Source organism: Neoroseomonas terrae (assembly GCF_018129025.1).
Taxonomy (GTDB): Bacteria; Pseudomonadota; Alphaproteobacteria; order Acetobacterales; family Acetobacteraceae; genus Neoroseomonas; species Neoroseomonas terrae.
In genome coordinates, this window is sequence record NZ_JAAEDI010000023.1 from 44,761 (window position 1) to 63,262 (window position 18,502).

An 18,502-nucleotide genomic window follows, 5' to 3' on the forward strand; every position below is an offset into this window, starting at 1 on the left:
CCGATGGGGTGCATCTTCGAGGGATGTATAGCCGTTACATGGACGAGGCGCGTGCGCTGCCGGGCAGTCGACGCCTTGTCGATAAGATTCTCATCCCCTTTCATCAGGCTTGTGACCAGCAAGATCTGGAAGTCGCGGCACGTCTCCTCAAGATCGTCGAGGTCATGCTTCAGAAACCCGCCGCCACAATCCACGCGGATCGCCGGAGGACCGTGCAATTACTAGTCGCGGCTCATGAACGCCTGTGGCTGCTGAAGCATCCTGAAGCGCAGGGGCACTAGAGATGTCGCGTTCGCATACCTAACCGCGGCGGCTTCTGGCGACGACAACTAGGGCCGCGAAGTCCTCGAATGCTTTGTCCAGCCTCGCTCTCGATCGAAGGATACCGGCGAAGCGAGATTGCGAAACGCCCATCGCCTTGGCTGCTTGGGGCTTCGTCATGCCTGACTCCACGAGCTGGGCAGCTCGTCGCTGCCGAGCATCTGCGGTTCGCCAGGTGGATTCCCCGGATTCTTTATGAATTCGCATGAGATCGTTTCTTCGGCCGCTTGTTGGTGTGTCGTATTAAATTTGTTCCAATATCGGATTTTGTCAACGCGCTCGCGCCGCAGCCACGCGAACGCGGTGAACCGTGCCGCCGGCACCTGCTGACCACGGAGACGTGCACGCTCTTACGTGAATGCAATTGGACCGCAGTTCTGTAAGGGCGCTCACTCAGAAAGCGCCTCACGCGCCACCGTGCCGGCCTAACCCGCAGCGCTTGCAGGAGATCGTCGTGAGCAGTTGTGGCCTTTGGTTGTCGGCGGCCGGGCTCGTCGTTGCTTGGTTGGCTGCATGCGCGTCAATCTTCCTGACGCTCTGACGGTGCCAACCGCCCCGCTGAGCAGGGCACGCACGCGGTCCCGAGGACGAACAGGCGGCAGGAACCGCAACGTTCAAAGCGAGTAGATTTCGGGCGCTGAGTGCTTTCCGAACAACCCTCCGACTCGCGCTGCCAGGGATTGTGAATGCAGGTGCCGCGCTTGCCATCAAACTGGCCGCCGATACCGGGCGTTTGGCTGTCTCGATCAGGCTGGTCATGGCGATGGCACAGGGCGATCAGGAGGCCACAGCGCTCGTTCGCGCGATCGAGCAGAAGGCCGCCGACTTCACCGCGAACCCCGCGAAAGCGAACCGGCTCGGCTACTTCCGCGGGCACGACCTAACCCCCGCAATGAGCGGAGAGACCGCCCGACCCAGCATCCATGATGACTACGCTGCGTGGCTTCGGGCCGTGGCCGAGCGCGACCTTGCCGGCCGCGAATATCGGTTCGACAAAGCACCGGAAGCGCCCGGCGGGATTCGATTGATACTGCTGCGGTAAGGCCGTCGAGTTATCGCCTTCTGTCCTGTATCGTGCTGCGCGGCCGCACGTGGTCGTCTAGGAACACCATGGAAAAGATCGACGCAAAGATCCTCGGCATGGTCTCGGTGACGCTGCTGACGCGGCTCACTGGGCAATTGGAGCGCGAGGGTGTGTTGCCGCGCGGCTGGACTGCGACCGAACTGCGCGACATCGCCGCGACCGCCGAGACGAACATCCTCCGCGGCAGCGATCCTGAGTTCCACCACGCCTTTGCGAGGGCACTCCAGCGCATCGCTCAAGTGTGCCTGCAGCCGGTTCCGGAAGGAAACGCTGAGGCGAAGGAGCCGGCCTAGGCAGCCCGGCGATGGTCTGGCAGCCTACCCGGACCGCGCGGTCACTCGAACCAGGGATCGTGACGGAGAGCACAAACTCGCCCGCCGACTTGCGCTCGGCGGGCTTTTTGTTGGGCGGTTCGACCGATCTAGCTGCCGCCACCGCCCTGCAGTGGCGGCCTCCACTCTGAGAGCCTTTAGGAGGCGCAGTCGGCCCCTTCGCTCCAACATCACCGTCTTTGTGCGTGACTGCCGCGCAACTGCCCGGCTAACCATCGCTTTCGTGATTAGCTGATCTACGAGACAAAGCGCTGGGGGGCGGGGTGAATGACTGAATTGCGTGACGCATACCATCGCGCGTGCGTGGAGTTGGAAGTTGCGGCACGCGTACTGCAAGCTGCTGAGGCCAGGTTCCGCACGGCTCAGGCCCGATGCGAGGAGATCGAGAGCGCGCTGGGAATGACCAAGCTCAGTACGTGCCCGTTTCCTGAAGTCCCTAAGTCGCGCCTTGTCGCGCCAGACGCCAGGAGCACACGCCCTGGCTTAGCTTTGCTTTCCCTGGTGGCCAGTGGCACGAGAATACTGCGCCGCCCCCCGGAGTGGAACGCCATGGCGGCCGGCGTACTGATCGCGATGATCCTTTCCGCGGCATACGCAAGTAGCTTGCGTTGGTCTGAACAGATGTACCAAGAAGCGTTGAACTACGCGCCCTTCGTTGGGGAGGGTGACACTGGTGTTTGGGCCAGTGTCGCCGCGATCTTTGGCGAAGACACCGCGGAGGCTCAGTAGCGCTTTCAGTCCGCCTCGGCACCCGCGCGGCCTGTTGGGCGATAAAAGCCGCCCGCCGCGGGAAGCGACGGGCGGAGGAAGATGGGTGCGAGGTACGATTGCCCTCGGAGGGCAGTGCTAGAACCTCGCCGGACCGCCGGAGTTTCGCAACGACCCAGCCGCGGACCGAGCTTTTCGTCGGCGGACGCACGCGCCGGCGATCCTTCGGAAGGTCACGGTGATGGAAGCGTCAAATGCCGGCCATCTCCGCTAGGGTCGAAGGCTCGTCCTCCGGTGACGCGACGGTGCCCAGCAACACTGTGCCAGCGATCAACAGCAGCAGGGCCGCTGACGCGAGCAGGGCGGCCAGGGCGATCCCAGGAAATCGCTTCATGGTTGTACGGTGCCGGCAGCGCGAGCTTTGTGAAGGCCCCATTCGCTCACGGAGCGATCAACCCCGTTATCCACCGTTTCATCAACGCAACTCTTTTTCTGAGGACGCAACCATTACGCGGTGAGGGGCTGCATCACGCAATCAGGCCGCCCGCCAAGCTCCACCGCTGGGCGCTCGGGCGGCGTTGCCGTCTGCCGGCGTTGTCGACGGGGGCAAGTTCTCCGTCCTTCCCGGCATACCCTCTTTTGTGGGCATCGCGCCGGCCGCTGGCGAGTTAGCATTGCAACACGATGACGACTCCGAAAGCAGATGAGCCAAAGGCCCTCCGAAAGGCCGATAGGCGCTTGCTTAAGCCGCTCGCGGATTTGCAGGCGAGCGCCGACGCGACGGTCATTCAAGAACTGTGGCAGACCATCTTGGAACGTCGTGCGAGCCGTCCGACCGCGTCGCACTCTGCACGCCTCCTTGCCAAGGGACGGACGCGGATGGCGCAGAAGCTGGGCGAGGAAGTCGTCGAGTGCGCCATCGCGGCTCTGGGGCTTGATCGCCGCGAGACAGTGCTGGAGAGTGCCGACGTGATTTACCACCTCGTCGCGCTATGGGTCGATTTGGGGATCCAGCCGCAAGAGATCTGGAACGCGTTGACTCAGCGCGGAGATTTGCTCGACGGCCTTCCCGCGAGCGTTGATGCGTCGCATCACGCTCGGCACTCTTGACACCCCTGCTACATCGGTCACCAGCCCGGCAGGCCGGGGCAGATCGTGGGGAAGACGGTGACGGTGAGGGTGGCCGACGGGACACCAGCAATTCTATGCTGCGACTACTTAGGCTAGGCCGTAGACTCATAAGCCCTGAGCCGCAGCCGCATTGAGGCGAGTTGGACCATGGCAAGGAAGTTGGCGGCGAGCTTGTCGTAGCGGGTGGCGACGCGGCGGAAGTGCTTCAGCTTGGAGAAGAATCGTTCGATGAGGTTGCGCTCGCGATAGAGTCGCTTGCTGAAGCACGGCTTCCAGCGTCGGTTGCTCTTGGGTGGGATGTTGGGCGTGGCGCCCTGGTCCTGGATCAGTCCGCGAATGCGGTCGGCGTCGTAGGCCTTGTCCGCCAGCACGATTGTGCGCGGGCCGAGGTGGTCAAGCAGCGTATAGGCGATCTGGCCGTCGTGGGTCTGTCCAGCGGTCAGGCCGAGCCGGATCGGGAGGCCTTGCGCGTCGACGACGACATGGATCTTGGTCGTGAGCCCGCCACGCGATCGACCGAGACAGTGATCTGCACCCCCTTTTTTGCCGTCGCGGCCTGCTGGTGGGCGCGAACGGAGGTGCTATCGATCATCTGAATGGCGCCGTCGTGAGCGGCAGTGATGGCGTCCATCAGCCGATCCCACACGCCGGCCTTTCGCCATCGCACGAAGCGGTTGTAACAGGTGGTGCGCGGGCCATAGCGCTCGGGCAGGTCGCGCCACGGCGCACCGGACCGCAGCACCCAGAAGATGCCATTCAGCACACGGCGGTCATCGACGCGCGGCACGCCACGAGACTTGTTGGGCAGGAGCGGCTCGATCACGCGCCACTCGAAGTCGGTCAGGTCATATCGGCTCATGCCGACGCTGAATCAGACTTCAGCGCGGCGAGAAAGCCGCTAGCCGGCGGAGGTGGTTCGTCTGACCGTTTTCATCATCTGAAGGATTGCGTCAGCCGCCTGTTGTGGGGCGGTTGTTCCAGTGTCGATCCGCATCGCGGGCTGCGGCATGGCCTGCATGCACGCGGCCATCGAAGATCGGAGGTCTCGAAGAATTGCTGGGGACCGAAGCTTGCCGAAGGCCATGCGAGTAGGTTCAACGAGCCGGCGTTCCTGCTCGTCCGCCGCCACATCCAACGCTACGAAGATCACTTCACCGTCCACTGCTTCGACCAGACGCGACACGCGTTCCGGGAAGTCATTGGTCACGGTAGGTTCCGGAGCAAAGGTAAAGATCAACGATTGCCCTGCCTTGGCTGCTGTAGAAATAGTCTCAATCCAGAAATGCTCTCGCAACTGGATGAACTCTTGCGAGCCGAATGGAAATACGGCTGCAACGGCATCAACAATCAGATGATTATGAAACAGCGGCAGGCTGGCGCGCTCGGCAACCAGGCGGGCAATGGTCAGCTTACCCGAGGCAACAGGACCATAGATGAAGAGCAGGCGCATAGCGCGTTACCCTACCTCTTCAGCCCCAAGCATTCCACCACCTCAGTGACCTCTCATTTATGGGTTCACAGCCTAGGCGCCGCGCCTAGTCGGCGCGCCTGTTGGACTTAACCTAGGTTAATGCGCCGCGCACACAGCGCCGTTACATGGCGCCCGGCACGTTCGCTGGGCGGGTGGGGCCGCAGCCCGACCATTACCCGCGGAGCATGGCGTGCGATTCTGGTTGTACCTCGCCGCAGTCGCCGTGGCGGCATTAGCCGCAGCCGCGTGCGTCCTCCCTTGGTGAGCCGGCACCGTTAGGCGCGGACCCACGTCGCCAGCGGCGTCACATCATCAGCCGAGGCAATCTGATCAAGGATCAGCGTGCCCGCGACCACCAGTAGTATCAGGGCGGCCGATGCAAGCACTGCGGCTATCATGAGTCCCGATACGCGCCTCATAGGTTCGAGCGTATCCACGCTGCGCCATGATGGAAGCGGTTTTTTCGCTCACAACGCGATCAAATCTGCACGTTATCACCCGCTCGGCCTGCAACCCTTCCGAAGGGGTGTAACCAAATCGCGGTGAGCCGTGCAGCGGGGGGCGCCCGCGTTCGTTGCAGCCGGATGCGTCTTCCGACCGAGGTTTGGCTGCTGGTCTGGTCCGCCGTCATCGCCGCGGTGCTTTGGGCGCCGGTGTGGATGAGGTGAAGGGGCGGAGCAGCCGGGCAAACGTCGGGTAGGAAGTTCAGGACCGCGGGCGCTGTCGTTGCCGCAACGCAAACATGTGATCCCGCGCCCGGCCGCGCCGGCGTACCCTGGCGATGCCTCCGACGAGAGGCTAATCCATCTGCCTAGCCCCTGCCCGCCGTCAGTCCCCGGCGGGCCTTCTTTTGTCCTCGCGCTCCCGGTGCCAGACGTGGTTTCCCGGCAACGATCCGCTTCCGTACCATGCCGCTGCCTGGCTCAGACCGGGTCGCATCTCAAACTGGCCCGCTGCTGATCCGGCGGTTTTTTTGCGCTCACCGCCCCGCCTCATCCTTCGCCAGCATCTCAATGAACCGCCGCGGCGCTTAATGCGCCGAGCGTGCCACCAGCCTCCGCCGGCATTCCTCCGCGTCGGCTTCATCGGCGAAGGCCAGGGCGACAGCCCCGCCATTGGCGAGAGCAGCGACGGCCGCTGCCTCCCCCACTTCATCCGGCCAGGTGGCGCCGTCCTCCGGTTCCACCCACAGCCCGCGCCCGGCGATGGCCCTACAGCCCGGCACGTCCGGCAGCGTCGCGCAGCCCGTCACCAGCACCACCCACGGCGCGGCGCCGCTGGGGAGGCCGTGCAGGCTGACAACGCCTTCCCGGGGCACCGATAGCCGCGTCACGGCACCGGCCCCTTCATACCGCCGCCCACCGGGCCGCTGGTGCTGCTGAACATGCCGCCCCCGCCCGCCGTGATGGCTTGCATCAGCGTCGCCGCCAGTTGCGCGCCCTGGAGCGGGCCGAAGGGCTGGCCGCTCTGGAACCCGCCTCCGCCCGCGAGCAGCGAGGCCATGATCTGCCGGCGGCGTTCTTCGTTGGGGTCGCCGGCCATCGCACCCACGGCCTCGTTGGTCGGCGACGGCGCGAGCCCCGAAGCCGGCGGCTTGTGCATGGCGGCGTTGGCATCCCAGATGCCTATCGGTGAGAGCATGGCGAATCCTCCCTCACCAACCTGTCGGGCCTTTGACCAGTGCCTTCGCGCCGCCATCGGCCGGACTGATCAGGCTGCTAATCAGCGTGCCGGCGAGCATGCCGAGCCCCTGCCCGGCCTGCCCCCACGCTCCGCCTGCACCGCCGCCCCCGCCTTGGAGCAGGTTCGCCATCATCTGGCGGCGACGCTCGGCGTTCGGGTCGGCCGAGGTCGGCGCGCCAGGTGGCGCCATGGCGGGGGCGGCCAGGGCATCCGGCTTCTTCAGCCAGATGGACGGGTCCGCAGGAAAGCCCACAGGCATCGTGGTCATGCGTCGGTCCTTTCGAGGATGGCCGCATGTGCGGCCGTGACAGCATCCACCACGGGCAGGAGGGCGCTTGCGATCGGCGCCAGCCGTTTGCGGTAGTCAGCGAACAGGTCGGGATAGAATTGCCGTAGGTAGGCGGCGCGGCTTTCGTGCCACCAAGCGGTGCAGCGCGCGCATTCGGGCGACTGCGTCTTGTGATGGTAGAGACGGGCGATCGGCGCACCCACGCTGCGGAGGTAGCGGAACACGTCTTCCGCCTTCCACTCGCGCAGCGGCAGCCTTAGCAGCATGCCACCGGGAAGGATGGCGCCGTCATCGGCAGGGAGGCGGGGCAGATCGTCGCGCCGCGTTCCGCGGAACAGCAGATCCACCCCATCCGCCGCGATGCGCTCCCACAGGGGCAGCATGAGGTTGGCGTAGCAGCAGGCGTAACGCTGCACGATGCTGCCCGGCCCCGTCCCCGGGGGCTCGCGCCCATTGCCGGGCACCAGGTCGGACGGCGCGCCGTTGCGCTCGATCCAGCCCAGCACGTCGCCTTGCAGATGCACGAACCGCGGCGCGAAGGCTTTGACGTGGTCCACGATCTCGCGAACCTCGGGCAGCAGGTCGCCCGTGTCGAGGTGATACAGCGTGACGCGATCGAGCAAGCCCGCCTCGCGCAGCAGATAGACGACAGCAAGGGAATCCTTCCCGCCACTGAACGCCGCGGCTGGCCGTGCTGCTGCTTCAATGGCGGCACGCAGATCGGTTCCGATGGGCGGCAACGCCGTTCGAACGAAGGTGTCGGCAGGCGTCATCTGGCGATCTCCACGCACTGTTCAGTATAGAGCATTCCTGTGCTCAATCCAACGATCGCAAACCACCGAAGTCAGAAACTTCGCTTTCTGCAACTCGCATAAATCGCTCGCGCCGTTGTTAGCCGAAGACCGCGATCTGGGACTTCGGCGCCTTAGTCATCCTCCACGCTATTGGTCGCAGGCCACCGAAGATCGCGTCGTAGATCTACCTGGCGTGGTCGAACTCGGCACGGAATGCCGCGTCGCAGCCCTTCGGGTTAATCATATCCCCGGACCAGCCGGCGGCGTCTCCGGCGTGTTGGCGAAGTGGCGCGCCATGGCTTCCCAGGCAGCCGGCGGGGAAAACTTGGTCACTCTTCATGTGCGACGCCCGACGCCCATACATTTGCTCCTCCAACCTGTTGGATGGGAGCGCGGCAACCATAGCGCCGGCTAAGGGGTTGCTCATGCGCAGCCAGGAGAGGAGCCGCCACCATGGCCCAGGAACCCAAGCCAAAGTCCGATACCCGGAAGATCAACACGCCGCTGGATGAGCAGCTCGACGATTCCTTCCCGGCCAGCGACCCGCCGTCGCTGACCGACCCGAGCAAGAAGATCATGCCGAAGTTCCCGTCGCCGGCCGATGAGGAAGATCCGACCACCAAGCCCGGCCAGAAAGGGCCGCAGTCGTAGCGCCCCCCCCGGCCGAACTGCCGTCACCGGTCGGAGCCCGGCGGTGCGTATGTCTTGAGCCACTCTTGGACACTGTCGGGCCGAAACGGCGCCACCACGACCAGGCCGCGGTATCCCGTCCGCGCCTTGTGTGCAGCAATCTCGGCGTCGATCGTGGCGCGGTCGGCGCCTGGCGGCACGCGCACCACATAGCAGCCGCTCTGCCCGGTGGTCTCCAATGCGGTGAGACGCCCTTCGAGATTCTTCCTGGTCATCGATAGCCTCCATTGTTCTGGCGCGCTTCCAGCGCCGTGATGCGGTTCTCAAGCTCCAAGGTCTCGATCGCGCGACGCTGCATTTCCAGGATCGCGGCGACCGCCTGGCCTTCTTCCGGCGAGAGGTCACCTGCCGCGGCCACCATGTAGCGCAGCGTCCACTTCGCCGAGCCCGGCCCGACGATGCGCAGATAGAGATTGCCGCCGTCAGCCTTCGCGCCCGGCTTTCCCGCCGCGAGCAACGCGCGAATCGCGACCGCCTGCAAACGGCCTCCGATCTTCCCCCGCGCCATCCGCCCACCCTTCCCGTCCACAATTGGGTCCACAATAACGATGTGGATTGGCAGGGAACAGCGCGGAACGGCTGGGGACGCGGCGCCTGAAATACTGGCGGTTTTCCGCCATATTCCGGAGGTCTAGGGCACTATGGGGAATGTCTGGGGATGGAGAACTGGCGGAGGGGATGTCCGCCATACCATCGTTCGCAACCGTCCAGATGGGGCGCCGCTGACCACCATAACTGACGGAAATTGCGTAATTTCATTCGCCGACCTGACCACCGATACTCGCTTCCGTTCGCCCCTATTCGGGCATACGATGTGGGAACGGATGAGGGAACAACCCCGTTCCCACAATGGCGGAGATATTGGGTGCCGAAGCGCGCAGCGGGCCTTTCGGCCGCTCAAGTAGCGAAAGAGAGGCGTCCGGGTCGCTATAGCGACGGGGGCGGGCTCATCTTCTATGTGAAGGCTAGCGGGGTCCCTGCCTGGGTGTTCCGCTACAGCGTGAACGGCGCCCGCCGCGACATGGGGCTTGGCCCGGCGCGCGGCACGGGCGCCCTTTCCCTTGCGGACGCCCGCGTGAAGGTCGGCGAGTTGCGCCGCATGGTGGATGCCGGGGTCGATCCCTTGGCGAAGCGGGAAGCCGATGCTGCCGCAGCGAAGGCCGCGGAGCGGGCGGCCGTAGCGCGCGCGAAGACCTTCAGCCAGGTGACGGACCTGTTTCTCAGCGCGCATGAGGCCGGCTGGCGGAATGCGAAGCACCGCGCACAATGGAAGATGACGCTCACGGAGTATGCCGGCCCGCACATGGGCAACCTGGTCGTCGGCGATATCGCCACCGAGCACATCACCGCGGCGCTCTCGCCGATCTGGACAACGAAGCCGGAAACGGCCTCTCGCCTGCGCGGCCGCATCGAGGCGGTACTGGACTTCGCCGCTGTCCATGGCTGGCGCGACGGGGCGAATCCTGCGCGGTGGCGCGGGCATCTGGACAAGGCGTTCCCCCGCCGTACGAAGGTGCGCGCGGTCAAACACCACGCCGCTCTCCCCTGGCAGGACGTGAACAGCTTCATGACGCTGCTCACGAAGCGTGAGGGCGTGTCGGTCGATGCACTCGCCTTCTGCATCCTGACGGCGGGGCGGTCGGGCGAAGTGCTCGGTGCGCGGTGGTCCGAGCTCGACCTGACTTCCGCGGTGTGGACGATCCCGGCGGAACGCATGAAGGCCGGCAGGGAACACCGGGTGCCGTTGTCATCCCCTGCCCTGTCGGTGCTTCACAGAATGGCGAAAGTACGCGAGCGCGATGCGGCTGACGCATTGGTTTTTCCGGGTCAGAAGGAAGGCCGGCCGCTCTCCATCATGGCCATGACGATGGTCCTGCGCCGGATGGCGCGTGGGCACCTGACGGTGCATGGCTTCCGCTCCGCCTTCCGCGATTGGGCCGGCGAGACGACGGCGCACCCGCGCGAAGTGGTAGAGGCGGCCCTCGCGCACCGCACCGGCGACAAGGTCGAACAGGCCTATGCCCGCGGCGACCTCTTCACTAAGCGACGGCGGCTCATGGATGATTGGTCCGCCTTCTGTGCGAAGAAGCCGGCGACCGTCACGGCGATGACGCCCGTGGCGGGGGAGACCGTGGAGCAAACAGCGTGAAGTTCCCAGCTCCATCCCGCGAGTTCCATATTCCCGACGTTCCGGCCGAAGGCTCACCCTTGTGGTTAGCTCGCATCGCCTTCGCGGATGATTCGGCACTGGCCGACCGCGTCACCATGCTGGGGATTCGGCAGCGGTGGGCCGGCGAATCAGACTGCGCGCCGCTCTCACCCGAAGAACAGGCGGAGCACGACGCCGGCGAGCAGGCTATTCGCGCCTTGATCCTGCGGCGTCTCCGCTGCGGAGAGCTGGTTGCCCGCGGCATCCCCGAAGGCCGCATCCAGTACGAGGTGATCCCCCCTGAGGCTTGGCGGGATGTCACTGTCGATTGGTGGGAAAGCGCCATCGCGGTGCATGGGGTCGAGGTTCGGGGCATCATCGTCAGCCCGGTGCCGGGAGCGGTGAAGGACGCTCCCGCAAAGCCCAAGAGCGCCGCCGGCCGCGGTCGGGGCCGCAGCTACAAGGATCATGATGCCCCCCTAGTGGAAGAAGCCGTGGAGGCTGTCATTTGCGGCGCGGCAAGCGGGCCGATGGTTGCTGCGCGCGGCGTCGCCGACCGGGCAACAGGCCGGGGCGAGCCAGAATCGAAAGTGAAGCGGCTGACGCCGAGAATTCAGTCTCGCCTTAATGAACTCGGGTGGCAGCCCCGATAACGCGGCGCTGCACCGCGCCTGTCGCAGCGGAGCCAGTCAGAGTGGTCAGTTCTGACTACTCTACCCCAGACTGACCGACCAGCCTGTTCCTATTGGGTCCTCGCACACCGCCGGACGGCGGCGATCAAGCGAGGATTCCCCATGAACTTCGACCCCTCCGCCCAGAACATCCAGCCGAACACGGCGCTGGGCTTCCGTGTCAACGACGCCTGCCGGCTCGGCGGTTTCGGCCGCACCACCTGCTATGCGCTGCTGAAGAACGGCGCGCTGAAGAAGGTGAAGGTCGCCGGCCGCACCCTGATCGAAGGCGACAGCCTGCGCGCGCTGCTGAAGAACGGCAGCGCGGAAATCTCCTCCCCCGCGAAGTGAGGAGGCCGGTGAGCATGATCGCTCTCCGTTGGTGCCGACCGATCGCGGTGACTCCCACCGAGAAGGCCCTGCTGTGGGCGCTGGCCGACCAGGCCGACGACGGAGGTAAGGCCTGGCCGTCCATTGCCGGACTGGTCGAGGCCACCTGCCTGTCGGAACGGTCGGTCCAGAACGCCATCAAGGGCCTCCGCCTCCGGCACCTGCTGACCACCGAACCGGGTGGTGGGCGCTACCGCACCACCACCTATCGGCTGCATCTCGGCGCCCCCGAAACCCCGCAGGAGGTGCCGGGTAAGGCGCACGACGTGCGGGGTTTGCCGGAGGATAAAACCCCGCAGGTGGTGCAGGAAACCCCGCAGGTGGTGCACCCGAACCCTCAGAATCCTCAGAACCCCCAGGGAACCCTCACACTGAACGAGCCCGAATTGCCGCGGGGGGATGCCTTCAGCGATTGGTGGGAAAGCTATCCGAAGAAGGTCGGAAAGGACGACGCGGCGCGCGCCTATGACCGCGCGAAGAAGCGCGGCGCGACCGACGGGGAACTGGCCGCCGGGCTGGCCCGCCAGCGGTGGCCCAGCGAGCGGCGCTACATCCCGAACCCCACCACCTGGTTGAACGGAGGTCGCTGGAAGGACGATCCCGATGCCGCGGCGCCGCCCGAGCGCCTGCGCAGCGGCCGGGTGAACCGGCTGGATGCCCTCGCCGCCGAACTTCTCGCCGAGCGCGGCGCCAGCACCAGCACCGGAGGCACCGTCCGCATCATCGACGGCCAGGCCGAGGAGATCTGGCAATGAGCGCCGTCGCGAATCGCTACCCGGCGCCCGCTCGCGCCATCGAAGGCGTGCCGGTGCCGGCTGCCAGCCAGTGGTTGCGCGATGCCATGCGCTACATCGCCGATCCGCACCCGAATGTCGGCTTCGAGCCGGAGCGGATCGCGCCGGGCGTGCGCGAGGAGGCGGGCCGCGCCCTCATCGCGATTGACCGCGTTCTGCGACCGGCCACGGAAGACGACTGGCGGGCGTTCGTCGCGCCGTTGCGGTCCCTGCCGCAGGCGCCGACCACCGCCGCCAGTCTCGCCCTGGCCATCAGCGGCTTCACCTTCGCGATGAACGACGTCCCCGCCGCGGCGCTGACGATCGATCGCTCGCGCGAGGCGTCGCGGAGCCTGCGCTTCTGGCCTTCGCCGGCGGAACTGGACAGCATCCTGCGCCCGGCCACCGATGCCCTGAAGCGCGAGCGCCGATTGCTGGATGCCGTGGCAAAGGCGCCGACCGCCACCACCCGCGCAGCGCCGACGGAGGCCGAGCGCGCCCACATCACCGCCGGCTTCGCCAGCCTGCAAGCGGAACTGCGCGCCCGCGCCGCCGAGAAGCCCCGGACGGAGGCGAAGCCCAGCCACCTCAACCACAACCAACTGCGCGCCGCCTATGCCGGGATCGACACCGACGCGGCGCGCACCCGCTTGGCTGCGCTGGAGGGCCGCTCAGAATGAGCTCGGCGACCATCGACCCCGATCGTTTCCGCAAGGTCTGGACGATGGCGCAGCAGGGCGCCACGCAGGGCGAGCGGGATGCCGCGATGGGCCGCGCCGAGGTCATGTTGGCGGGCGCCGGCCTGACCTTGGACGATGTGCCGGCCGTCCTCGCCGAGGACCCGGCGCCGCAGGAGGAGGTGGCCGGGTTCACTTTCTACGACATGAACAATCCCGCCCATGTGGCCGCCTGGAGCGCCGGGAGGCGAAGCGGCGGGCGGAGATGGCGCGACGCAACGCGCCCTTTCGCGCGGAGGTGATTCGCCGCTACGGCACCGAGGAAGCCGTCACGCGCCCCACGCCGGACCTGCCGCCCGGCACGCCGAAGCCGGCCGGAGGCCAGGCGGCCTGATGCGCCGGCTCCACCAAGCACGCGCGCCGCCGTCGCGCCCGGCATCCCCATTGAGTCCTCCGACACGCAGCAGAGTGCGCACGAAAGGAACTACTCCCGTGAAGTCCGAAAATTTCATCCCAGAGGCGCCCGAAGAGATCGCAGCGGCATTCAACGCCTATGCCGACCGGATGCGCTCATATCCGGCCGCCGTGCAGGCGGACATTCGCCATGCGCTCCTTCCCTTCTTCGAGAAGTTCGGCGGCGACAACGCGCCGCGCGATCGGGCCACGGGCGAGAAACTGATCCCCGCCCGCGAGGTTCTTGCCGCCGTCTATGCCGCGGAGGCCAACGCCCTGCGGGCCCATGAGGCTGCGGCGAATGCTCCAGTTCGAGATCGGCGGCCCGCGTATCTCGCCTCCTTCGAGCAAGCTTGTGAACGAGCGGTGGAGGACGACACGCCCCCGAAGATCGTTGCTCGTCTCTTTGGCGACCTGCCCGATGGGACGTGGAACGATGCGGTCGATGCTGTCGCGGATAGCATTGGCACCATCTCCGAAGTGCATCACGGCCGCGCATTCCGCCGACGGTTCCTGGCGCAGTTCCGGCGGGAGTGCGCCGCCGAACGCCAGAAGCACCGCAGCAGCACGATCGAGGTGCACGCCCGCGGCGTGAACGAAACGCTGCACTGACCTGAGCTGCCCCGCCGCCCGTCCGGGGCGGCGGGCGTATCATTCTCGCAACACTTGCTCGCGCAACTGCGTTTCCTAGAAGGGAATTCCTCCGCCAGGATCTCTCGTCAGGAAGAATACCAGGAGCGGTCCCAGCCCACGATCTTGCTTCCCACGCTAGGGTTGGCGCGAAACTGGGATGAATCCTAGTTTACGTGTGGATTTGCACGATCCTGAAAGCGCCCGTTACTGACTCGTCCGCCGAAACCCGGAGGACCAGATGACGGCCCACTCACTCAATCCCGCCGCGGCCCTGATCGCCGCCGATGAGCTAATAGCGGCCCTGCGTGGCACCACTGCCGAAGATACGGCGCTGGACATCAACCTCAGCATCGAGGATGCGATCCTCGCCCTGCCGCCGCGTACTGTGCGGGCGATCACCGCGCAGATGTCCATCGCGATGCATCGACTCTGGCGCACCTGGGGCGACGATGGCGCCGCGCCGATGCTGAAGACGCTCGCCGATGCTCTTGTGGCTCTCGGCGACACCAGCGCTGCTGACGGCGCCATGGATACGGACGCGCTCGCCACGCTGCGCCGCATCCAGATCGCGATGACCCCGCAGACGCAGCCGTTGCCGGCCGTGGAGCAGGACAACGCGCACCAGCTTTGTGCCACGGAGATCAAGCGGTGAGCGCGCCTAAACCTCACCTCTGCTGCTGGCCGTTCAATCAGTCGGGCGCATCGGAGTATCTGAGCTGCGAAGCCGCGCGCCGCATCGGCGGTTCCCACGGCGACGAGCACCACGCCCGCGCCTACCGCGCGACGCCGGTCCGCTCCGGCCCGCGGATCCCGCTCGCCGCTGCGCATGGGGCATTCAGCCGCGCCGCGCCGCGCGGTTGACGAGGCCGAAAGGCCGGCCAGCCACGATCGAAACAGGTCAACGCCCAGCAGTAGCCTGCCGCGCCCGGCATCACCTGCCGGACATCCAGCACCTCCCAGACACCGCGGACACGAGCCGCATTGAAGGAATCGAACTGTGAAGCCCGAAGCTCTCTTGAAGAAAGCGCGCCTGCGGGCGCGCGCAGGCAAGCGAGGCAATCAACTGCTGGAGCGGCGGCACCCGTCCGCCCCCAAACTGCAGCTACCCGGTCCCATGGCACTCGCCGTGCACGAGTCTGGTCACGCCGTCGCCCGGCTGGTCCTTTCCGAAACACACTATGTCCCACCGATCGAGGAGGTGTCGGTTGACCCGCTGCCCGAGGACAACGCACTCGGCATCGTGCGCGGGGAGAGACGCACGAAGTTGTCCCTTCTGGGATACCTGGACGACGCCCTCGCCTCCCGCCCTGGGATGCTGGATGCCGCGCGAGAGAGTGCGCGCCAGGATATCATCGACACGTTGGCGGGGCCGATTGCCGAGTTGCGGTGGCGCCATTGGCTGACCGTCGCCATGTCGCGCCCCAACTACCTGTCCTTGGTGCTCGCCGTGGATGCCACGGTCCCTGTCAATGTCGATCGCTTCAAGCAGGCCGAGGTAGCGATCGGAAACGACGCTTTGGTCATCGCGACGTTGCTTCGATGGATCGCGCCGGCTGACCCGTCCGCGTTCCTCGGTGCATGCTGGGATGAAACGTCCGCCCTCATCGAACGGGAATGGCGGGGCATCGTCGCCGTGGCCCGCATGCTTCGCCTGCGCCGCACCATGTCCGGCGAGGACTTCGAGGCCGCCTGGCAAACCGTCAGACGGCAACCGCGGGTCCCGCCGCACTGATCCGCCCGTAGCACCTGCCGCGCCACCACCTGAATAGCGCGCGCTCGACCTACGTGAGCTCAGCGCCGCGCAGGTTCTCGTCACCATTGGCGAACTGCTTCGCCTCAGTGCTCTCAGCGCAGTAGGGCATTCTAGGGTCATCAACGCGCAACAGAACAGCGGCGGGGCGGTCGTGACGCCACCCTGGAGGCATGTCCGTGTCCATCACCAGCGCGCAGCGTGCCGCACTGCGCGCCGAGGTAGAGGCCGCCGCGCTCGCCGAGATCGAGCGTGTCGGACCCGAGGCCTTGAACAAGAACTGCGTCGCCAAGCGCTTCGCGAGGCGCGGTGCCAGCCCGGCCACGGTCTATCGCTGGGTCGATGCCATGGTGAAGGATGGCCGCGCCGGGCAGCACCTCGCCAGGAAGGTCAGGGCCGCTGTCGCCGAGCGCGCGAAGCGCCACCCCGTCCCCATGGATGCGGCTGCGCATGTCGCGGCCGAGGTGATGGCCAACCTGCCCGTCCTAGTCTCGCCGGACGACATCGCCGGGTGTGGTGGGACGATCTCTGCCATCGGCCAGCTCCAGGACTGCATGCATGCGGCCCGTCAGGTCATGAAGCATGCCCGAACCACCGATGGCGACGTTCGCATGGCGAAGACGCTGTTGACCGCGTCGGAGCACCTCCGCCGTTGCCTTGAGACCACGGCCCGCCTCGCCGAAGCGATGCGTAGCGTTGCCGAGGTGGACCGTTTCCACCAGGCGGTGATGGAGGAGGTGGCGAGGGAAGCGCCCGCAGTCACCGAGCGCATTCTGATGCGCCTCGGCCAGGCCACACGTGCGTTGGGTGCCTGATGCCGATCGCCGCGGCCGACCCGCCCAACCCGAGCCTGTTCCTTGGTGAGCGGCAGACGATACGGCTCACCGTCGCAGGCCGCGCAAGGCTGTGGCGGTCCGCTCGGGACCGGCGCCCCGAACCGCACAAAGGCCGCCACATCTGTCTCGGCTGCCCCATCGGCGGCGCAAACGCCGGCGAGCAGCATGAACCTTTGGTCGAGGCGCACGAGGGAATGGCGGTCTGTCTGCTGCCGCTGCCGCTGCCGCTGCCACTGCCGACATCCGCCCGATCGGCTCGTCGGCGGGTGGCGTTGCCCCCATTCAAACCGGACAAGCGGCTTGGGTTAGTGACTGCGCGGTGATGAACTTATGAGGCGAGAAGGTGCGCGAGCCGCTGTGAGGGTGGATGCGCACCACGTCACAGGCCGGTCCAGACTATGGTGCGGGCCGCCCGCACCGCGACATCCCGGATCGCATTTGGCGTCCCGCCCTTCGCCCGGAACCTGCCGCCAGGTGGCCAAGCCGCACCGACGGTCGAGGGCGAAGAAGACCGCATTGCTCGGAGCGCCACTCCACTCAGCCATCGGGCCGGGCAACACCAATTTGCGCGCCCGCCGAACCTGCGAGATCACCTGCTCTCGTCGTCGCACTTCACTTGGTCGGCGCTGGCGCATAGCCGTGCGCCGCAGGCACGAACGAAGGTGGTGGTGCCGGCGGCAGGGATCGAACCCACGGCCTGCCCATTACAAGTGGGCTGCTCTACCAACTGAGCTACGCCGGCTTGTGAGAAAAGCCCCCGGCCCCTCCGCCACCGCAAGATGCGCCAGCACGGGAGACAAACCCGCTGAGGCTCCCGAAGCTGGATGCCATATCCAGCGCCGGCGTATCCCGCAACAAGTGCCTGCCGCCCGGGCCGGCGGGGCATCGCGCCCCGGTTCGTCATTCTATCATCAACCAGTCCGACGCGGCTTCAGCACTCCGCCGGTGGACAAACCCGTGGATGCGGCCATTCGCTTCACATTTAACGCCTCGCTGCGATCGGCAGGAGCCGTGCCATTGCGCCGCTCGCGCGCTGATCGCCGCACACGGTGAGAAAACTTCCTCACTTTCATGATGAAGTCCCAACGGTAGGGAATCCTTGGCCTTCGGACGGATCCGAGGAGGCAAGGCGGATCGAAAATGAGAAAGTCGCATCATGAGAATGAGGAGACCGCGAGCGTCGGTGCTGTCTCACGGTTCCGGAGCCGAGATTGGCCGCACGGGATGCGCCAAGGCCGGCATTTAGTACTCGTCCGCTTCATTTGGCGCGCTACGGACGAACGCGCACGCGGCACGTCGATCATCGCGACGGAAGCTTGTGACCGAACCCGACTGGCCGGAGCGAGAAGCAGACTTGATGCTGATCCGGCACGTCCAAGACCTGATTCGCATCGTTGGCCGGGCACCCCTAAGGAAGCGGGGCTGCGAGGACAGAAGTCGAGGAATTGATGCAGGCCTACGCGGCGATCAGTTGCCGCCACAACGCGGCGCGGCGCTGAAGCGTTCTCTGTCCGCGCGGCGGGCGGAGGGCGGTCCCAACGAGCAGTAGGAGCCACGCGGCAATCCGTTGCTGAATTGAGAGCCTTTCATCGGAATGGAGAGGGCGGCGTTCACGGCGTGGTCGTGACGTAGATCGCGATGATCGCGGTTCTTCTGCTGTGTGGCAT

The 18,502-nt window shown here is 66.1% G+C and carries 23 protein-coding genes, 1 tRNA gene and 1 pseudogene; 15 read left to right on the forward strand and 10 right to left on the reverse strand.

Annotated elements, in window-relative coordinates; translation table 11 throughout:
* Nucleotides 1-38 precede the first annotated feature (38 nt).
* The 3 genes from GXW78_RS20150 to GXW78_RS20160 all read left to right on the forward strand — a co-directional run bounded on the left by GXW78_RS20150 (nucleotide 39) and on the right by GXW78_RS20160 (nucleotide 1,698).
* Nucleotides 39-281 (forward strand): hypothetical protein, encoded by a 243-nt coding sequence (locus GXW78_RS20150; protein WP_211870696.1) that lies wholly within the window; start codon nucleotides 39-41, stop codon nucleotides 279-281.
* A gap of 722 nt (nucleotides 282-1,003) precedes the next feature.
* On the forward strand, nucleotides 1,004-1,363 hold the full coding sequence (locus GXW78_RS20155; RefSeq protein ID WP_211870697.1) for a hypothetical protein: 360 nt from the start codon (nucleotides 1,004-1,006) through the stop codon (nucleotides 1,361-1,363).
* A 68-nt stretch (nucleotides 1,364-1,431) separates the two neighbouring features.
* Entirely contained in the window at nucleotides 1,432-1,698 is a 267-nt protein-coding gene (locus GXW78_RS20160; RefSeq protein ID WP_211870698.1) for a hypothetical protein, read from the forward strand.
* Between the two features lie 997 nt (nucleotides 1,699-2,695).
* On the opposite strand, the gene GXW78_RS20165 is transcribed toward GXW78_RS20160, so the two are convergent.
* Nucleotides 2,696-2,839 carry a hypothetical protein gene (locus GXW78_RS20165; protein WP_211870699.1) on the reverse strand — a complete coding sequence of 48 codons (144 nt, stop codon included), beginning with the start codon at nucleotides 2,837-2,839 and terminating at the stop codon, nucleotides 2,696-2,698.
* 344 nt (nucleotides 2,840-3,183) lie between these two features.
* Between GXW78_RS20165 and hisE the strand changes: the two genes are divergently transcribed.
* On the forward strand, nucleotides 3,184-3,555 hold the full coding sequence (gene hisE, locus GXW78_RS20170; RefSeq protein WP_246522454.1) for a phosphoribosyl-ATP diphosphatase: 372 nt from the start codon (nucleotides 3,184-3,186) through the stop codon (nucleotides 3,553-3,555).
* 113 nt (nucleotides 3,556-3,668) lie between these two features.
* Here the strand turns inward: hisE and GXW78_RS20175 are convergent.
* The 6 genes and pseudogenes from GXW78_RS20175 to GXW78_RS20200 all read right to left on the reverse strand — a co-directional run bounded on the left by GXW78_RS20175 (nucleotide 3,669) and on the right by GXW78_RS20200 (nucleotide 7,792).
* Nucleotides 3,669-4,435: pseudogene (locus GXW78_RS20175) on the reverse strand (IS5 family transposase).
* A gap of 39 nt (nucleotides 4,436-4,474) precedes the next feature.
* Nucleotides 4,475-5,026 carry a P-loop NTPase family protein gene (locus GXW78_RS20180; protein WP_211870702.1) on the reverse strand — a complete coding sequence of 184 codons (552 nt, stop codon included), beginning with the start codon at nucleotides 5,024-5,026 and terminating at the stop codon, nucleotides 4,475-4,477.
* 1,051 nt (nucleotides 5,027-6,077) lie between these two features.
* Nucleotides 6,078-6,380 (reverse strand): hypothetical protein, encoded by a 303-nt coding sequence (locus GXW78_RS20185; protein ID WP_211870703.1) that lies wholly within the window; start codon nucleotides 6,378-6,380, stop codon nucleotides 6,078-6,080.
* Complete coding sequence (locus GXW78_RS20190; protein ID WP_211870704.1) at nucleotides 6,377-6,688, reverse strand: hypothetical protein; 312 nt, start codon at nucleotides 6,686-6,688, stop codon at nucleotides 6,377-6,379. The genes GXW78_RS20185 and GXW78_RS20190 overlap by 4 nt, the downstream gene beginning before the upstream one ends.
* Before the next feature lie 13 nt (nucleotides 6,689-6,701).
* Entirely contained in the window at nucleotides 6,702-6,998 is a 297-nt protein-coding gene (locus GXW78_RS20195; protein ID WP_211870705.1) for a hypothetical protein, read from the reverse strand.
* Nucleotides 6,995-7,792, reverse strand: a complete 798-nt coding sequence (locus GXW78_RS20200; RefSeq protein WP_211870706.1) for a phosphoadenosine phosphosulfate reductase domain-containing protein — start codon at nucleotides 7,790-7,792, stop codon at nucleotides 6,995-6,997. Before GXW78_RS20200 ends, GXW78_RS20195 begins: the two co-directional genes overlap by 4 nt.
* Nucleotides 7,793-8,266: 474 nt before the next feature.
* On the opposite strand from GXW78_RS20200, the gene GXW78_RS20205 reads away from it, so the two are divergent.
* The gene (locus GXW78_RS20205; protein ID WP_211870707.1) at nucleotides 8,267-8,464 is read left to right on the forward strand and encodes a hypothetical protein; all 198 of its coding nucleotides are present in this window, start codon (nucleotides 8,267-8,269) and stop codon (nucleotides 8,462-8,464) included.
* Nucleotides 8,465-8,487: 23 nt separating this feature from the next.
* Here GXW78_RS20205 and GXW78_RS20210 read toward each other — a convergent pair whose 3' ends face one another.
* Together GXW78_RS20210 and GXW78_RS20215 are read right to left on the reverse strand one after the other, a co-directional pair.
* Nucleotides 8,488-8,718: a hypothetical protein gene (locus GXW78_RS20210; RefSeq protein ID WP_211870708.1), complete on the reverse strand. Its 231-nt coding sequence runs from the start codon at nucleotides 8,716-8,718 to the stop codon at nucleotides 8,488-8,490.
* Nucleotides 8,715-9,011 carry a DUF4102 domain-containing protein gene (locus GXW78_RS20215; protein WP_211870709.1) on the reverse strand — a complete coding sequence of 99 codons (297 nt, stop codon included), beginning with the start codon at nucleotides 9,009-9,011 and terminating at the stop codon, nucleotides 8,715-8,717. Before GXW78_RS20215 ends, GXW78_RS20210 begins: the two co-directional genes overlap by 4 nt.
* Nucleotides 9,012-9,368: 357 nt before the next feature.
* On the opposite strand from GXW78_RS20215, the gene GXW78_RS20220 reads away from it, so the two are divergent.
* From GXW78_RS20220 to GXW78_RS20265, 10 genes are all read left to right on the forward strand, one after another.
* Nucleotides 9,369-10,652: a tyrosine-type recombinase/integrase gene (locus GXW78_RS20220; protein WP_211870710.1), complete on the forward strand. Its 1,284-nt coding sequence runs from the start codon at nucleotides 9,369-9,371 to the stop codon at nucleotides 10,650-10,652.
* Nucleotides 10,649-11,305 (forward strand): hypothetical protein, encoded by a 657-nt coding sequence (locus tag GXW78_RS20225; protein ID WP_211870711.1) that lies wholly within the window; start codon nucleotides 10,649-10,651, stop codon nucleotides 11,303-11,305. Before GXW78_RS20220 ends, GXW78_RS20225 begins: the two co-directional genes overlap by 4 nt.
* A 141-nt stretch (nucleotides 11,306-11,446) precedes the next feature.
* Nucleotides 11,447-11,674: a helix-turn-helix domain-containing protein gene (locus GXW78_RS20230; protein WP_211870712.1), complete on the forward strand. Its 228-nt coding sequence runs from the start codon at nucleotides 11,447-11,449 to the stop codon at nucleotides 11,672-11,674.
* A gap of 14 nt (nucleotides 11,675-11,688) precedes the next feature.
* Nucleotides 11,689-12,468, forward strand: coding sequence for a helix-turn-helix domain-containing protein (locus GXW78_RS20235; RefSeq protein ID WP_211870713.1), 780 nt, complete (start codon nucleotides 11,689-11,691; stop codon nucleotides 12,466-12,468).
* The gene (locus GXW78_RS20240; protein WP_211870714.1) at nucleotides 12,465-13,166 is read left to right on the forward strand and encodes a hypothetical protein; all 702 of its coding nucleotides are present in this window, start codon (nucleotides 12,465-12,467) and stop codon (nucleotides 13,164-13,166) included. The genes GXW78_RS20235 and GXW78_RS20240 overlap by 4 nt, the downstream gene beginning before the upstream one ends.
* Nucleotides 13,163-13,465, forward strand: a complete 303-nt coding sequence (locus GXW78_RS20245) for a hypothetical protein (RefSeq protein WP_211870715.1) — start codon at nucleotides 13,163-13,165, stop codon at nucleotides 13,463-13,465. Before GXW78_RS20240 ends, GXW78_RS20245 begins: the two co-directional genes overlap by 4 nt.
* A 190-nt stretch (nucleotides 13,466-13,655) precedes the next feature.
* Nucleotides 13,656-14,228: a hypothetical protein gene (locus GXW78_RS20250; protein WP_211870716.1), complete on the forward strand. Its 573-nt coding sequence runs from the start codon at nucleotides 13,656-13,658 to the stop codon at nucleotides 14,226-14,228.
* Nucleotides 14,229-14,487: 259 nt separating this feature from the next.
* On the forward strand, nucleotides 14,488-14,901 hold the full coding sequence (locus tag GXW78_RS20255; RefSeq protein WP_211870717.1) for a hypothetical protein: 414 nt from the start codon (nucleotides 14,488-14,490) through the stop codon (nucleotides 14,899-14,901).
* 345 nt (nucleotides 14,902-15,246) lie between these two features.
* The gene (locus GXW78_RS20260; RefSeq protein WP_211870718.1) at nucleotides 15,247-15,981 is read left to right on the forward strand and encodes a hypothetical protein; all 735 of its coding nucleotides are present in this window, start codon (nucleotides 15,247-15,249) and stop codon (nucleotides 15,979-15,981) included.
* A 191-nt stretch (nucleotides 15,982-16,172) separates the two neighbouring features.
* Nucleotides 16,173-16,814: a hypothetical protein gene (locus GXW78_RS20265; RefSeq protein WP_211870719.1), complete on the forward strand. Its 642-nt coding sequence runs from the start codon at nucleotides 16,173-16,175 to the stop codon at nucleotides 16,812-16,814.
* 687 nt (nucleotides 16,815-17,501) lie between these two features.
* Here GXW78_RS20265 and GXW78_RS20270 read toward each other — a convergent pair.
* Nucleotides 17,502-17,577 (reverse strand) — tRNA-Thr (locus GXW78_RS20270).
* Nucleotides 17,578-18,502 lie beyond the last annotated feature (925 nt).

Coding starts and splice junctions, on each gene's coding strand:
- GXW78_RS20230 (WP_211870712.1), top strand. CDS start 11,447: ATGAACTTCGACCCCTCCGCCCAGAACATCCAGCCGAACACGGCGCTG.
- GXW78_RS20200 (WP_211870706.1), bottom strand. CDS start 7,792: ATGACGCCTGCCGACACCTTCGTTCGAACGGCGTTGCCGCCCATCGGA.
- GXW78_RS20265 (WP_211870719.1), top strand. CDS start 16,173: ATGTCCGTGTCCATCACCAGCGCGCAGCGTGCCGCACTGCGCGCCGAG.
- GXW78_RS20240 (WP_211870714.1), top strand. CDS start 12,465: ATGAGCGCCGTCGCGAATCGCTACCCGGCGCCCGCTCGCGCCATCGAA.
- GXW78_RS20210 (WP_211870708.1), bottom strand. CDS start 8,718: ATGACCAGGAAGAATCTCGAAGGGCGTCTCACCGCATTGGAGACCACC.
- GXW78_RS20245 (WP_211870715.1), top strand. CDS start 13,163: ATGAGCTCGGCGACCATCGACCCCGATCGTTTCCGCAAGGTCTGGACG.
- GXW78_RS20160 (WP_211870698.1), top strand. CDS start 1,432: ATGGAAAAGATCGACGCAAAGATCCTCGGCATGGTCTCGGTGACGCTG.
- GXW78_RS20215 (WP_211870709.1), bottom strand. CDS start 9,011: ATGGCGCGGGGGAAGATCGGAGGCCGTTTGCAGGCGGTCGCGATTCGC.
- GXW78_RS20190 (WP_211870704.1), bottom strand. CDS start 6,688: ATGCTCTCACCGATAGGCATCTGGGATGCCAACGCCGCCATGCACAAG.
- GXW78_RS20165 (WP_211870699.1), bottom strand. CDS start 2,839: ATGAAGCGATTTCCTGGGATCGCCCTGGCCGCCCTGCTCGCGTCAGCG.
- GXW78_RS20255 (WP_211870717.1), top strand. CDS start 14,488: ATGACGGCCCACTCACTCAATCCCGCCGCGGCCCTGATCGCCGCCGAT.
- GXW78_RS20195 (WP_211870705.1), bottom strand. CDS start 6,998: ATGACCACGATGCCTGTGGGCTTTCCTGCGGACCCGTCCATCTGGCTG.
- GXW78_RS20150 (WP_211870696.1), top strand. CDS start 39: ATGGACGAGGCGCGTGCGCTGCCGGGCAGTCGACGCCTTGTCGATAAG.
- GXW78_RS20205 (WP_211870707.1), top strand. CDS start 8,267: ATGGCCCAGGAACCCAAGCCAAAGTCCGATACCCGGAAGATCAACACG.
- GXW78_RS20180 (WP_211870702.1), bottom strand. CDS start 5,026: ATGCGCCTGCTCTTCATCTATGGTCCTGTTGCCTCGGGTAAGCTGACC.
- GXW78_RS20235 (WP_211870713.1), top strand. CDS start 11,689: ATGATCGCTCTCCGTTGGTGCCGACCGATCGCGGTGACTCCCACCGAG.